This window comes from Dawidia cretensis, from assembly GCF_018598175.1.
Taxonomy (GTDB): Bacteria; Bacteroidota; Bacteroidia; order Cytophagales; family Cyclobacteriaceae; genus Ohtaekwangia; species Ohtaekwangia cretensis.
In genome coordinates this window covers 16801-31563 of record NZ_JAHESE010000014.1, presented here as the reverse complement: position 1 = coordinate 31563, position 14763 = coordinate 16801, and the positions used below count along the sequence as shown (strand labels likewise).

9 protein-coding genes are annotated in these 14763 nt (G+C 48.1%); 4 read left to right on the top strand and 5 right to left on the bottom strand.

Translation table 11 applies throughout. The annotated features are described in order from the left end of the window. Positions 1–35: 35 nt before the first annotated feature. Entirely contained in the window at positions 36–1721 is a 1686-nt protein-coding gene (locus KK062_RS14890) for a SusD/RagB family nutrient-binding outer membrane lipoprotein (protein WP_254085108.1), read from the bottom strand. Positions 1722–1743: 22 nt separating this feature from the next. Further along, entirely contained in the window at positions 1744–5097 is a 3354-nt protein-coding gene (locus KK062_RS14885; RefSeq protein WP_254085107.1) for a SusC/RagA family TonB-linked outer membrane protein, read from the bottom strand. Between the two features lie 278 nt (positions 5098–5375). On the opposite strand from KK062_RS14885, the gene KK062_RS14880 reads away from it, so the two are divergent. The 3 genes from KK062_RS14880 to KK062_RS14870 all read left to right on the top strand — a co-directional run bounded on the left by KK062_RS14880 (position 5376) and on the right by KK062_RS14870 (position 8466). Next, entirely contained in the window at positions 5376–6437 is a 1062-nt protein-coding gene (locus KK062_RS14880) for a substrate-binding domain-containing protein (RefSeq protein ID WP_254085106.1), read from the top strand. Between the two features lie 124 nt (positions 6438–6561). Further along, positions 6562–7869 (top strand): hypothetical protein, encoded by a 1308-nt coding sequence (locus KK062_RS14875; RefSeq protein WP_254085105.1) that lies wholly within the window; start codon positions 6562–6564, stop codon positions 7867–7869. A 234-nt stretch (positions 7870–8103) separates the two neighbouring features. After that, complete coding sequence (locus tag KK062_RS14870) at positions 8104–8466, top strand: DUF1987 domain-containing protein (RefSeq protein WP_254085104.1); 363 nt, start codon at positions 8104–8106, stop codon at positions 8464–8466. Between the two features lie 333 nt (positions 8467–8799). On the opposite strand, the gene KK062_RS14865 is transcribed toward KK062_RS14870, so the two are convergent. Both KK062_RS14865 and KK062_RS14860 read right to left on the bottom strand, forming a co-directional pair. Next, a complete protein-coding gene (locus KK062_RS14865) occupies positions 8800–9462 on the bottom strand; it encodes a hypothetical protein (protein WP_254085103.1) in 663 nt (220 codons plus the stop codon). 2 nt (positions 9463–9464) lie between these two features. Next, positions 9465–10958 carry a hypothetical protein gene (locus KK062_RS14860; RefSeq protein WP_254085102.1) on the bottom strand — a complete coding sequence of 498 codons (1494 nt, stop codon included), beginning with the start codon at positions 10956–10958 and terminating at the stop codon, positions 9465–9467. 252 nt (positions 10959–11210) lie between these two features. On the opposite strand from KK062_RS14860, the gene KK062_RS14855 reads away from it, so the two are divergent. Next, entirely contained in the window at positions 11211–13586 is a 2376-nt protein-coding gene (locus KK062_RS14855) for an ABC transporter permease (RefSeq protein WP_254085101.1), read from the top strand. A 531-nt stretch (positions 13587–14117) separates the two neighbouring features. Here KK062_RS14855 and KK062_RS14850 read toward each other — a convergent pair. Further along, on the bottom strand, positions 14118–14702 hold the full coding sequence (locus KK062_RS14850; RefSeq protein ID WP_254085100.1) for a PhnA domain-containing protein: 585 nt from the start codon (positions 14700–14702) through the stop codon (positions 14118–14120). Positions 14703–14763: the final 61 nt, after the last annotated feature.

Below are 14763 nucleotides of genomic sequence, written 5' to 3'. Positions count from 1 at the left end.
CAGCCACCCCAATTTTTTAACCCAAACTAAATCTGTTATTGTTGATCCCACCACACGCGGCCAGTCACATCATTGATGTCCGCTCCGAAGGCAGGGTCTGCCAACATCGCATCGTATGCTGCTTTCTGGTTGTCATAGTTAGGATTCGTTTCCAACAAGAGCGACAGTGGAGCTCTGCGGGGCACAGTTAATGGAGCACCGTTCGACAGCAGCGCAGGCAATTCAAATACCGTCGTGGTATTCGGCAGACCTGTACGTTTCCACAGTGCCCAGCCCTCTGCCGGTTGCTTGAAGTAGTGAATGTATGCCTGGCTGGCAATCTGTTCCAGCGCCATCGACGCCTCAAATGCAATGCCGGGTTGATTCAGGTAATCCTGGATCTCGTTGTCATCCAGTGCAGTGTAATTGCTCAGCTTACCGTCTACAGCCAGCGTATTGTACCATTCGATCGACGCTGTAACACCTTTGATGTACCACTCTTCCGCATCTTCCGACGTAATGTTACGTGCAGCAAGCTCAGCGCGCATGAAGCAGAACTCTGCATACGTCAGCACGGGCATATAAACAAACCCAGTTCCGACTCCGTTCCCTTCATCGAACGAAGGCTGGAACAGTCGACGCTGGATCATCGATACAGAGTCTACCGTACGGCCTGAGCTCGGCACGATGCGACGTACATAGTACTCGGGATTTGCCTGCGCAAGATCAGGAACCGTAAAGCTGCCGATGTAGCGTTCGTCTTCGATTGTTCCAGCCTCGAGGTCGCCTTCTTCAATAAACTCGTCGATCACTGTCTGCGAGTAGCCATTGGGGGCGACGATCGCATCCAGGCGCGGATCATTGTTGTCAAGCATAAAGTCCACAAGCGGTTTACCCGCATATAGTAAATCCGGGTTCCAGTTTCCACCACCGGTAAAACCGGCATTGCCCTTAAACACCCAGCCTTGTGCATTATTCGCCATCAGGTTGTCAGCCCCCTGCGACAATACATTGTCGATGATACCTTCCGCTGTAGAAGCTTCTCGCTTCAGTAAGCGCATAGCTAAACGCAGACGCACCGCATTCGCACTACGTACCCATGATTTCACGTCGCCCTGGAAGTAAATATCGTAGTTACCAAGGGGCACCTGCCCTACTGTTTTCTCTGCATTCAGCGCCGTAACGGCGGCGGCCAACTCGTCATTCAGCTTCAGGAACAACGTACGTTGATCGTCATAAACTGGCGTAAGTGTACCGCCATAGCGGGCCTGCCAAGCTTCTGTGTAGGCAACGCTTCCAAAAACATCACTTACGTAGAAGGCGTAATATGCTTTCACAATTCGAATGATATTCAACATGTCAACATACCGCGCCTGATCTTCTGCCGACATGCCTCCAATGATCTGTTCGGCATCGTACAACGCGTTCCCTACGCCAATGTATAACCGGTCATCGCGCCACGAAAAGTTATCGATATTCCTGGTAAAATTCCGAGCATTGCCGCCCGCACCTGTCAGGTACTGCATCCATGGCATAATACGGCGATACTGATCATAGAACATTTCGAAGTCATTACTCTGCAAGCTAAGCGAAGCGCTCAAGAATTGGTTCTCTGGCGCAACCTCCGTCAGAACGTCGGGGTTCGTGTTAGCGTCAGCATATTCCTCGTCGCTACATCCTGTCAGCATCAGACCGCTGACAAATGTGAGTCCCAATAAAACCTTCTTAAAATATATCTTCATAATACTGATTCAATTTAAGTGATTAAAAACCAGCCGTTACAGAAACACCCCACTGACGTGTGAACGGCATACCACCAAACTCGGCAAATTCACCCGCGTTACTGCTTTTCAGACCTTCCGGATTGATGTCGGACTTTGCGGTGCGGTACAGGTAAGCAACGTTCCGCGCGGTCAGGTTCAGACGCAGCGTTTGCATCTTTAGCTTGCTGGCGAAAGATGCGGGCACATTGTAACCAAGTGAAATCTCACGCAGGGATACCCAGGAGTTTTCAAACACCGAGTATTCGCGAATACCGGATGACCACTGTGTCAGGTTTTCATAGTAGTAGATCGCAGGAACAGGCTTCAAATAGCCATTTTCCACAGCTTCCGCGTAGCTCATACCACCTAGGTCAATGTTCGGGTCGTTGTCAGCCTTGATACCGTCGGCCATCACACCATCCGGAATGATTCCGTCGTAGCGAGTAATGCCATCGGCATCGACATACTCAACACCACCATGATCGAGATCACGGCCGAAGAGGCTGTTCGACAAGCTTCCGTTCGAAGTACCGTACTGGTGCGTGGCAGAGGCCATCAGACCGCCGATCTTAGCATCCACCTGTACATTCAGCGTAAAGTTTTTGTAGGATACCGTATTGATGTTGCTCCACAGGTATTTTTCCATCGATGTACCCAGTTCTTTGTCGCCTTGACCGTATGATCCGCTGCGCAGGAAAGTATAGCCGGTTGAGCCGTTGCTGGCTACACCAAGTACTTTTTTACCATTGCTCGGACTGGCGATAGGGTTGCCTTCACCGTCTTTTGCCTGGTAAGTCGCATAGGCGTATGGCGTAGCAATTACACCATATTGACGACCGGGCTTAGCCATAGAGTAAACATCATTGCCAAAGGCCAGACTCAGCTGCTGCGACGCAACGCCGTCAGGCAATGAAATGATGTTGTTACGGTTGCGGGTAAAGTTGATCGAAGTATTCCACTCCCAATCCGATGTTTTCACTGGCGTACCACGCAGTATGAGTTCAATGCCTTTGTTTTGAATCTCACCGCCGTTTACAACACGATCGCTCACACCCGATTCAGGAGATGCCTTCAGGTTGAAGATCTCGTTCTTCGATCGTTTGTCATAATATGCGATATCAAGTCCAATTCTGTTCTGCAGAAAACGAAGGTCAGCACCAATTTCAATCTCACTGGCTTCTTTATTCTTAAGATTCGCATTAGCAAGTACGTTGTCGCGGAAGTCAGCGTAGTTAACCGTTCCATTTGGACCGATGTATTCTGGACGGATCATATAAGAGCCAGTTTCATTGATTGTCCACGCATCTGTATCGCCACCTGTTTTACCATAGTTAGCACGCAGCTTACCGAATGTTACAAAGGACGGCAAATTCTTGAAAGTCTCGGTAAAGGTCCAGGCCATACCTACAGCAGGATAATAGTAAGAAGCATCACCTGATCCATTCGAGTATACCAGCGTAGACGAGTAGTCCTGACGGAAGCTATAAGTAAGTGTCAGCTGTTCTTTGTACGTCAGATCACCATATACGTAAATGCCGTTTCTGAGTCTGGACGGGTTCATCTTAGTCTCGATGCCGATGCCGTTCGATGAGTTTGCAAGTGAGAACTCTCCAGGAACGCGCAGTGACGGGCTTTCGTTAGCTCCGTTACTGGCACGTGTAAAAGCTTTATAGTAGCGACCACCGTTTGTCTTGTGAACCTCCGCACCAATAGTGGCATTGAGAAGGAAATTCTGTCCAAGTTGCTTGCTCGCCGTTAACAATGACTGAACTCTGTATTGACGGGTAGTCGAAGTCACGACATTGTAAAGACCACCGGCAAATTGAGCGCCGGTACCCAGGCGACTGCGTTCATCCTGATAGCCTTCATCTTGCAAATTACCACGCACCATCAAAGTCAGCCATGGGCGGATGTGGGTGTTCAGGTCAATGTTACCACGGAAGACGGTCTCCGTACGCTTTACGTTATCCTGGAAGGTATCCCAGAGAAAGCCTGAAGACAAACCGTACGGGTCAGCCGCACCTGTCTTCGCACCACCGTTGATCGGATCGATATAGTTGTTCATCCAGTAGTCAATATCGAGTTGACGTGGCCGATAATATACGAAACGGAATACGGGGTTAAAGTTACCACCTTGACGGATGGGATTCGAAATATCGTTCTGCGTGTAATCTGCGCTTACATCAATATCGAATATCTCACTGATCTTGTGCGTAGCGCGGATGTTGAAGTTGTTACGCAACATCTCGGTACCACTAGGCATGACCGTTGTATTACGCAGGTTGGAATACGAGGCACGGGCGGTTGATTTTTCCGTCGCGCCTTCCAGTACGACGTTGTGGTTAGTGTATTGGCCGGTTTCAAAGAAACTCAACGGATCGTTTGCCTTCCACGAAACCATACGTCCATCAAGGTCACGTACAGTACGACCATCCAGTTTGGGACCATAGTTATAAAACTTGAAGTCACCATCCTGCACTTGCTCTACACCGTCGCCACCTTTGTTGAATTCGGTTTGATAGCCACCACCAAACTCGTTTTGTACATCGAGATATTTGTATGCAGTCTCAAAAGAAGAGGTGTGATTATAGGTAATACCAACACCTTTTTTTGTCGAGCCTTTCTTTGTGGTAATGATAATAACACCGTTGAGAGCTTCCGAACCATACAAGGCGCTGGCCGCAGATCCTTTCAACACGGTCATAGACTCGATGTTATCAGGGTTAATGTTCTTCATGATGTTACCGTTATCCTGCGCGGCACCCCAGGAATCAGCACCGGACGGAGTCGGACGGATCAGCACGCCATCAATCACGAAGAGCGGGTTCGAGTTAGTGCCAAGGGATGCGTTTCCGCGAATCCGGATACGAGAAGATGACATTGGGCCACCAGTACCCTGGTCGATTTGAACACCTGCTACTTTACCCTGTAAGGCATTAATCACATTACCATTATTAGCACGAACGAGATCGCTGCCCTTCACCTCTTGAATGGCATAGGGAATTCTCGCTACTTCCTTCTTTTCACCAAAACCGGTGATAACTACTTCCCCCAACTGTGAAATATCCTCTTCCAACACAACGTCGATGCTTGTTCTATTCTCAACAGAAATTTCCTGGCTGGCATATCCGATAAAGGACACTACCAGTGTCCCTGTGCCACCGCTAAGTTCGATTGAAAATTTCCCATCAGAATCGGTGGCGGTACCCCAAGATGTACCCTTTAACATGACAGACACCCCCGGCAAAGCGGAATTGTCTGACGCCGACGTCACACGGCCAGTCACGGTCTGTGCGAAAGCCGGCAATGCAGCCATCGTCAGCATGACTGACAGAAGTAGTAAATGTTTCCTCATTGATAAAAGATTTAGGTTAAGAAATTCTGTTCGGCATGGTTTCCGGCCAAATATCCATTCGCCATCCCGAATTTTGACAAAAGGTAGAAAGGCTTTTGATGATCTGCAAGAAAAAACTAATTTCGTTTGCGCACACGGAACTATCGTGCACGCAAACGAATCAAATTTAGCTGTGTGGGCGGAAACACCGCCATTGTGTACGTGACCGGTCAGGAGCCGGAGATAAAAAATGTATTTTTAGTCATTATTATTAGCCGTATTATTCGTCACCCAAAACCATGAGCAAGAAGATTAGAATTAAAGACATCGCCGAAATGGCACAGGTGTCCGTTGGTACAGTAGACCGCGTTATCCACAACCGGGGAGAGGTAGCCGAAGACTCTTATAGGAAGATTATGGCGATCCTGGAAAAAACTGGATACAAGCCCAACCTCCTGGCACGCACGCTGGGATCGAATAAAACCTTCCGCATTGCAGCATTAATGCCCAACCCGGCACAAGACGAATATTGGGAACAATCCGCCGAAGGCGTCAAACAAGCCCAGGACGAGTGGACCCAATACGGCGTGGAAATCCACCCCTACCACTTCGATCTTTATAATAAGGAGTCTTTCGCATCGCAGGCACAAACGCTGCTCGAAACTCCTCCCGATGCGGTACTCACGGCGCCTATCTTTCACCAGGAGGCCCTGAACTTCTTCCGCACCTGCAGGGAACAGAACATTCCTTTCGTCGTGGTCAACAACACCATCGAAGAAGGAGGCTCGCTCAGCTTCATTGGCCACGACCTGAACCAAAGCGGGCGCCTGGGCGCTGAGTTGCTCCACCTCAGCAATCCCCAACCCGGCACCTATGCCATCCTGCACGTATACGACGACGTCCACAACTCCCTTCACTTGAATGAAAAAGAAAAGGGATTCAAAGAATACTTCGCCGAGCAAAACGGCGGCGGCTTTAAAGTCATCAGCCGTGACCTCAACCACACGCACGAGCCTTCCCTCGAAAAAGAGCTCAACGATTTACTCGGCGATGCCTCCCTGCGTGGTATCCTGGTAACAACCTCCAAAGGCGCCTTCATCGTATCACGCCTCATCGAAAAGAAAGGCAAGAACGGCGTACGTTTCGTAGCCTACGACTTGCTCAAAGAAAACCTGCATTATTTGGAGAATGGCATTATCGATTTCCTCATCAACCAGAACTCTAAGCGCCAGGCCTTCATCGCCATCAGCCAGTTGGCCAACCACTTGCTCTTTAAAAAAGATGCTCTCCCCACCTACCTCTTCCCCCTGGAAATCATCAGCCGCCAAAACCTGAAATCGTATCTCAACACAGGGCACTAGGCCCCAGCTAATTATACTATACAAAGCCGGGCGCACGCCCGGCTTTTTTATTTACAAGCAGGCCGGCGCTTTCCAGACAAACTACCTACTTTTGTACCTGATCGTATATCGCTAACTTCTACCAATGAACCGTTTCTTATTCACCTTGGGGCTGCTCGCTTACACCAGCCTTATTAAAGTGTCTGCCCAGGTAGACTATCGTCCTGGTTATGTTGTTTCATCACAAGGTGATACCATCCGGGGATCGGTCGACTACCGCAATTGGCTGCATAACCCCAAAGCGATCTCGTTCCGCCCCTCCGCGCAAAGTGTAGACCATACATATAAGCCTCTGGAAATACGTGCATTTGGTGTTGCCGGCGACGTGTACGAAAGTGCGATCGTACAGGTCGATGTTAGTCCCACTTCCGTGGGTGAGCTCTCGGAAAGCCCCGAGCCCCAGCTGCAAGCCGATACAGCGTTTATCCGGGCCTTGATTACCGGCGAGAAAAGCTTATACCTGTATCATACTTCCAATCAACGCGGCAAAAATGAGCAGCTTTATATCCGCAAGGATGGTCAATGGGAATTGTTGATCTATAAAAGATATATCCGCAAACAGACAACAGCAAATACCCAGCAAAACACGCAAGAGTTGGTCGCCTCCAACAATCGTTATATCCGTCAGTTGGCCGTTTACCTGCAAGAATGTTCGACCATTCAAAAAAAGATGCGCAGTCTACGGTATGGCAGTACCAACCTGGAACGACTTTTCCACGCATATTACCAATGCACAACGGCAGCGCCGGCATACGAGAAAAAACCGGATAAGCAGCTTCTGGAATTCGGCGTACTTGCGGGCGGCGTGCAGACTTCGATCAAGTTCCAGGTGGCTGACGGGCTCAACCGGTCGACATTTGCGCGGGCCTCGTTCTCCAACGACTTTACCTTTACCGGCGGTCTTTTTCTCGACATCGTGCGCGCCCGGAATAACCGTAAATGGTCGGTGAATAATGAGCTGGTCTACACATCCTTTGAATCCGAAGCTACCAATTATACACAAATTCCCACCGACAACGGCCACGCGTACACGCGCATCAATCTGGAGTACTCCTATTTGAAACTAAACACCATGGTCCGCTTTAAATACCCCGTAGGCAAGGTCTATCTGTTTGCCAATGCAGGTATCTCGAACGGCATCATGCTGAGTGGATCAGACCTGCAGACAGATGTGCGGAAGCTCTACAGCAACACCACCGTCACCGAAAGCAAAGCATTTGACAACGGCGTCGAATCGTACGAGTTGGGCTTTCTCGGCGGTCTGGGCGTTCGCTACCGGCGCGCTGCCTTCGAAACCCGCTACGAACGAACCCAGGGCATGATCAACTATATCGGCATGGGCGCAAGACTGTCAAAAATTGCATTCCTCCTCTCCTATCGACTCACAAAATAAATAGCCTGTAGCGTCGAACAAGAGCCAAACTCCCACAAACGTAACTCCAATTAACAGAACAATTCCACCGATTATCGGAACCTCACAATAACTAATCACCTAACAATCAATACATTAAAAACACACACCCATCAGACCGGATTGTTTCCCCTCCCGTTTCCGTATTACTTTGCCGAACCAACGCCCACAACAATGCCATCAACAAGCATTTCTTCACAGGCAAAAACAAGCCCCATGAAAATACTCTACCTGGAAGCTACGCACGACACCCCCAAGGTCATGCTCAACAAACGCGAAGGCGTATTTGAATTCTCCGGCCGCTCCATCCTGGAAGACACCGAGGCCTTTTACAATCCTGTCATGGAATGGCTTGAACAATATAAACAGGATCCCAACCCCACCACCTTGTTTTCATTCAAGCTAAAGTATTTCAACTCCTCTACATCAAAAATCATCTACAACATCTTTGACATCCTGAAAGACATTCCCGGAGCCCAGGTGGAATGGTGTTATCACAAAGACGATGATGATATACTGGAAGCCGGACAGGAATTTGAAGAGGAGTTGGAAATGAAGTTCCTGTACAAAGAAATTTAGTCGGCTATGATCAACGGAAGATTATCAAGCCCATCTTTCGAAAAATCAATACACTGGCCAGGCTGATAGAAGCTAAAACAAACCAATAGGAAGACTTCAAAAACCTTGCTTCAATGGTCATGTCGCACCATTGACCCATAAGCCAGTATGCATATCCGAAAAGGGAGATTACCGAATAGCACGCCACAATAAATAACAACAAAACAAACAACGACTCTGGAATCTCCAGCTTGTTGAAGTTTACCATTACGATAAGTGCTTCAGCAAAGAAGAGTAACCATATCCGCTTAGAACATTTCCGGAGCGTATCAATTTTTAGGATCGAAAGTAACCTCATAGCTCGGTGTGTTCATCGATTCCCAACATTAACCGAAGCTCCCGCCGCGTGAGCCAATATCCATTGTCGAAATAGCTATAATAATTACGCCGCACGACATATTCTATTAGTTCGCGATACGTATGTATATCACCCAACGAGGAATTTCTGGACAACGTAGGAAAGAGAAAGTGGGCAGCGACACTCGGAATAGCGAGCACGATCAATATAGCCCCCGTCTTAATAAGACCAAAAAGAACGATCAACATCTCCGGCATGATGACCACAGCGACAACCGCCAGTACACAGGTTCCCAAAAACAGTCCAAAGAATACAATAAGACTAAGATTACTCGACATGGGTTCAGGCAAGACCAACCCGGTTTCTTTTCCCAGCGCTTTGAAATCACCCCTCAAATACCGAGGCGGAAAAATTTCGTTTATAGGCGTCTGGTCTCCGAACTTGTCCGGAGAGGCTATTGTCTCCAGTCCCGCACGAACCCGGCTATCAAAAATGGGATACAAGAACTTTCGGAATATGTCCGGACGCTCATCAAAAAGGTCTACAAATCGCTCGACAACTGCGCCTTCATCCATTTCAGAATCTCCGGCAAAAATACCATCCTCGATACCCACACTCGCCGCAACCGCCAATACTCTATCACGAAGCACTTCCGACATACTTACTTCTTATAGCCTTCTTCGTTCTTATCAGCATCCGCCTTTTTCGCTTTCCTCTTTTTCTGCGGGAACTCAAATCCAAAGCGCACATTCAACACGTCGGCATACGGGCTTTTATGATCGACATTAAACACCCGCAGCATAATCATCGCCGTGCCTTTCACAGACCCGATAAAACGATAATCCTTCTTCATTCCCACAAACGCCCCCGGCACCCACTCACGCACGCCCGGATCGGTGACCGGCGTTTGCAATTGCTGTGGTACATAAGTATTCATACACTCGAGCTCTGCCCGCGGTGAAAATCCTTTACCCAGTCTAAACTCGCCGTATACACGCGGACCATATACACGCGTTGCCGACGTAAACAAATTATGGTCGGTATTATATCCCACCCGATGATTCCACCCAAGCCCGCTCGTTAAACGCCCCGACAACCGGTACCCTATATATGGATTGAAGTCTACCAGAATATCATCGCCCTTCTTTTGAATCTGCAACGCTATCCCTGGCAGCAACCGCTCGCGCAACGGCTTGCCGCGCATCTCGTTGGGCCTCCGTTTCGGTATATCTTTCAAACTATTCAGGCTCGAATATTTGCTTTTCAGCTTCGACATCTTCTCCATCGCCTGCTGCAACACCTGCTCCTTACCGGCAAAGTGATTGACCGCCTGCTGCTGTACCTGTTTAATCGCCTGCTGCTTCATCGCATCGGGGTTCTTCGCAGCATCCAGCATCGGGTTGAGACTTTCTGCCTGCTTGGCAACATCCCCCAGCCCCGTCGCTTCGGCCGCCTTTCCCTCCAGCGCACCCGGTATTTGCTTAACGTCTTCCAGATTCCCACCCGCAATGTTCTTGATGTCTTGCTGATAACCGCCCAACTGGCCGGTCACATCCTTCACTTGCCCCAGCTCACCCGGCAGTTCCGGCATACCCCCCAGTTCTCCGATCTTGCCCACCGGTGACTCCACACTGCTGGAAAGCCCGTCAAGGCTCCCAAACGGGCTATTCACCCCCACCGCCCCGAGATTCAGATCTTTCACGGGCAATTGAAAACCATCAATGTTGCCGGTAACCTGGGCTATCTGGTCTTTGGCCTCCGGCGGCAGATTCCGCCCATCGATCTTTTGGGTGGCTTTGGATTTCAGTCCCCCCATTTTCTGATTCAACGATTGTATCTCCGACTCCCGCTTCTGCCGGATGCTATCTAGCTTCTGAACATATTTCTCGTGGGGCAGATTCAAGGCTTGTAAACTGTCAATGACATGCTGGGCGCCCGCCTGCGAAGAATCCAGGGCCACAAATTTGCCCCGGAAAGCGTTTTTCAGGCTATCCGACGAGGCATAAAAGTCATGCTGAACGGAATCCAGTCCCGGATGCAGGGGCTTTTTTATCAGGCTGTCGAGGGTGTGCTGTTGACGCGCTAACAGGGTATCCGCCTGGCCATACGAAGCGAACGTACAGAAACTCAGAAGTAGGAATAATACAACGCGCATGGCCCCGCGAAGGTACGATTTTTCTTGAAATCTGTGAAGCCACGAAATCAAAGTGCGCTCCGAAAACCCACACTCACTACGACCATGTCAAATGATTCTATATCAGAATCCGATACCGGACGAGTGTTGCCCATTTCCGGCCAGGTAAAGGAGCAATTTAGAGAAGGCTTACGACCTTCACTATCGTTTGCGTTGCCCAATCGCCCTTAATCAGACTTGGCGTGCTTATTGGAAGGACAAGCAAAACCCTCTATGCTTACACACCATTTTCGTCTGGCTATACGCAACTTTTTACGCAATAGAACCTTCATCCTCATTAATGTGCTGAGTCTGACTTTTGCGTTTACTTGCTGTATACTATCCTACATCAATTATGAATACAGCAATGACTTCAATGTTACCCATGTCAATACGGACAATGTCCACAGAATAAATATGCTTCGTGAGGATGAAGGGAAGGAAGAATCGATGGGTGTTGTTCCTCTTGCCTTGCCGCAGATCGTCAACGATGATCCCGAAAACGTAACCATCACTCGATTAACGCAAAGTACCGGCGCTGTTAATGCCAATGGTAAAGTCTTCAACGAAACGGTCCACTTCGTTGATAAAAGTTTTTTCACAACGTTCACCATGCCCCTTAAGTACGGAAGCCTCTCTGCCATTGACAAAAATAAGATCCTCATTAGCCAGGAGGTAGCGAGGAAGTATTTTGGTGAGACTTCAGTGATGGGAAAGGAAATGATGGTGAAAACAGATGTCCACGAGCTGCTTTTTGAAGTTGGGGGTGTTCTGGAAGATGCTCCGAAAAACTCAAGTTTCCAACTTGGTGTGGTCGCGATGTTTGAAAATTATCTACCCCTGGCAGACGCAGCTATTTCCTGGAAGTCACCCAATCTCTTGACGACCTTCGTTCATTTTAACGAAGCCAATAGGGTAACTCAATTTAAAGAAAAGCTGAAGATCCAGGCATCAGACTACAATGCCGCTCAGGAGCGTATTAAGGTGAAGGAGTTTTACCTGCAACCGTTCCGGGAGCTTGCCGTAACGTCTGATGTCGACATGCCAAACTATGTATCCGGAAGCCCGCTTAAGACCAATCCGAAGGGCGTGATTGTGATCGGGCCGATTGTATTTTCAATTCTCATCCTCCTGATTTCCTGCTTTAATTTTTTCAATACAACGATCGCGATCGCAGGACAAAGACTAAAGGAAATTGGGATTCGAAAGGTATTGGGCAGTCGCCAGGGACAGCTCATACTTCAATTCGTCGGAGAAAATCTCCTCTTGTGTCTTATTACCGTATGTCTTTCAGTTGCCTGCGCTGAGCTTTTGTTACCCGTTTTAAACCAGTCGCTACTGACACAGTTATCGATTGGTTATTTTGATCATTCCATCTTTTTTATAGTGCTCTTCGCGTTAACGTTTGTAACTGCGATCATCGCGGGACTCTATCCCGCTTATTTTATAAGTTCATTCGACACACTGACCGTTTTAAAGGGTCGAGCTAAATTTTCATCAGGGTCTATTAATGTTATCCTGCTCACCGTTCAATTTATTGTAGCAACATTTGCGCTTGTTATTGGCGTCGTGATGGTTCAGAATTCCGCATATCAGGAAAATTCCCCTATGGGCTATGACATGCACATGGTCAGTGTGACAAAGGTAGATACGCAGGACCAGTACCATGCGCTGTACAACGCCGTGCGTCAACATCCAAAAGTACTTGGGGTGAGCGGCTCTCCCAACCAAATGGGCGAGGGAGAAGGTGCTCACGTTGCAATTCATTACAACAACCGGGTAGAACAAGGAGATTTGCTAAACGTTGGTCATGACTATCTGTCCATGATGGGCATTACTCTTGAGAGTGGGCGATTTTTCGACGACAAAAAAGAATCTGACTATAAAACATCGATTCTCATAAACAAAACGCTGGCCCAACATCTGGATATCTCTCAGGCAGCAGATCAAACAATAGCCATTGAAGGTCATTCCTACAACCTCATTGGTATTATCACCGACTACCGTGAAAATGGCAATCATGGAGTCATTCCAGCAATGATTTTCAAGGCGGGTAAAGATTCAACATACCGCTATTTCAGCGTTAAAGCAGAGCAAGACCAGTTGGAGGAAGTTAATGCTTACGTGATAGCGCAGTGGAAAGAGCTATTTCCCGATCAACCTTACAATGGATATTTACAAAAGGATGTAATAGAGAAAGAAGTCAGATTAAGCGACGGATTTAAAACTGTTTCTTTATCACTGGCTGTGATTACGATCCTACTCTCTGCAGGGGGATTGTATAGCCTGGTGTCATTGAATATTCTAAGAAGAATGAAGGAGATTGCCATTCGGAAAGTATTGGGATCTTCTATAGGAAGCATCATCGCGTTTATGAGCAAAGGGTTGTTCCGGATCCTTATCGTTTCCTCGGTATTGGGATCTCTGCTCGCATTTGTTGTAGTCGACAAATTGATTTTTAAGTTCATCTATGCCTACCATACAGACTTAAGCATTTTTGCTTTCGCGATGGGTTGCGGTTTGATCGCTCTGGCCGTAGCTTTTATTACTGGAAGCAAAATCTACAAGGCAGCAAACACTAATCCTGTAGTGGTCTTAAAAAATGAATGATAAATCATAGTACATCACCTAAGTAGATCACGTAGATTTCTTAACAGACTACGTCGTACAACAATTTGGCCGTCAATGTCAAAAATGTCCCTCAATTATCTCGTTCTACGAGCTTATCCTCATACTACGTCAGCACACCAATCTGCCATTACACGACCATGTCAAAACAATTTGTGTCTTTAACCCAATACTTAAATGGTAGCGAAATGGAAAAGCTCAGGGGCCGCCTGGAACATGCAAAAATCATTTGTTTCATAAATGAGCACGGTCCACATGCGGGCAAACGCCAGAATTTTTACTACGAAATCAAAGTAAGTTCCGACCAGTATCACCAGGCCAAAAAAATCTTCCAGGATTTTAAAGAATCACAACGAATCGAAAATCAGCGATGCCCGAAATGCCACTCACTAGATTGGGAGCCTGTGTCGAAACTTAACTTTTTTCAAAAAATCATATACATAGGCACCACTCCCGTCCGCTGTAAAGATTGTAAAACGAAATACATCCTGTAATATACGGTCCTCCGTCCGGTCACATAGATTTCTTAACATACTGCGTCAGTATAACAATCTGCTGACCATTGATCCGACCTTCAATCTGAGCGGCATTGTCGTCAACAAGAGCGATACCTTTCACGGCAGTACCACGTTTAGCCGTGAATCCGCCACCCTTTACATCAAGGTCTTTAATCAGCACAACCGTATCCCCCGTCGCTAGTATAGTCCCGTTACTGTCTTTATGTACCACCTGCTGTTCCGCTACAGACTCCTCCTCACCCATCCCACTCTTCGCCCACGCGAGTGTCTCGTCATCGAGGTATAACATATCTAGGAGGTCCTGAGGCCACCCCTGATCCGACAGCCGGGTCAGCAAACGCCAGGCTGTTACCTGCACCGCAGGTACCGTGCTCCACATACTGGTATTGAGACAACGCCAGTGATTGGCGTCTGGTGGTTGTGTGCCTTGTAGTTGCTCCAGGCACGTCGTACAAACAAGGATACTTTTATCAACTTCTGCCGCGCCGGGCGGCACGTCGTAGGCTTGTAACGTTTCCGTATTTCCACAAAGCTCGCATAGCGATCCGCTTCGTTGGTGCAGTAGTTCTTCCCGTGTCATTATTCCAGTAAATCAGGCCGCAATAATACACTTCTGCCGATACTGTTCCTATGACAAATGT

Excerpts from the sequence above, each read along its gene's own strand:
- KK062_RS14890 (WP_254085108.1), bottom strand. The coding sequence starts at position 1,721 with ATGAAGATATATTTTAAGAAGGTTTTATTGGGACTCACATTTGTCAGC.
- KK062_RS14885 (WP_254085107.1), bottom strand. The coding sequence starts at position 5,097 with ATGAGGAAACATTTACTACTTCTGTCAGTCATGCTGACGATGGCTGCA.
- KK062_RS14880 (WP_254085106.1), top strand. The coding sequence starts at position 5,376 with ATGAGCAAGAAGATTAGAATTAAAGACATCGCCGAAATGGCACAGGTG.
- KK062_RS14875 (WP_254085105.1), top strand. The coding sequence starts at position 6,562 with ATGAACCGTTTCTTATTCACCTTGGGGCTGCTCGCTTACACCAGCCTT.
- KK062_RS14870 (WP_254085104.1), top strand. The coding sequence starts at position 8,104 with ATGAAAATACTCTACCTGGAAGCTACGCACGACACCCCCAAGGTCATG.
- KK062_RS14865 (WP_254085103.1), bottom strand. The coding sequence starts at position 9,462 with ATGTCGGAAGTGCTTCGTGATAGAGTATTGGCGGTTGCGGCGAGTGTG.
- KK062_RS14860 (WP_254085102.1), bottom strand. The coding sequence starts at position 10,958 with ATGCGCGTTGTATTATTCCTACTTCTGAGTTTCTGTACGTTCGCTTCG.
- KK062_RS14855 (WP_254085101.1), top strand. The coding sequence starts at position 11,211 with ATGCTTACACACCATTTTCGTCTGGCTATACGCAACTTTTTACGCAAT.
- KK062_RS14850 (WP_254085100.1), bottom strand. The coding sequence starts at position 14,702 with ATGACACGGGAAGAACTACTGCACCAACGAAGCGGATCGCTATGCGAG.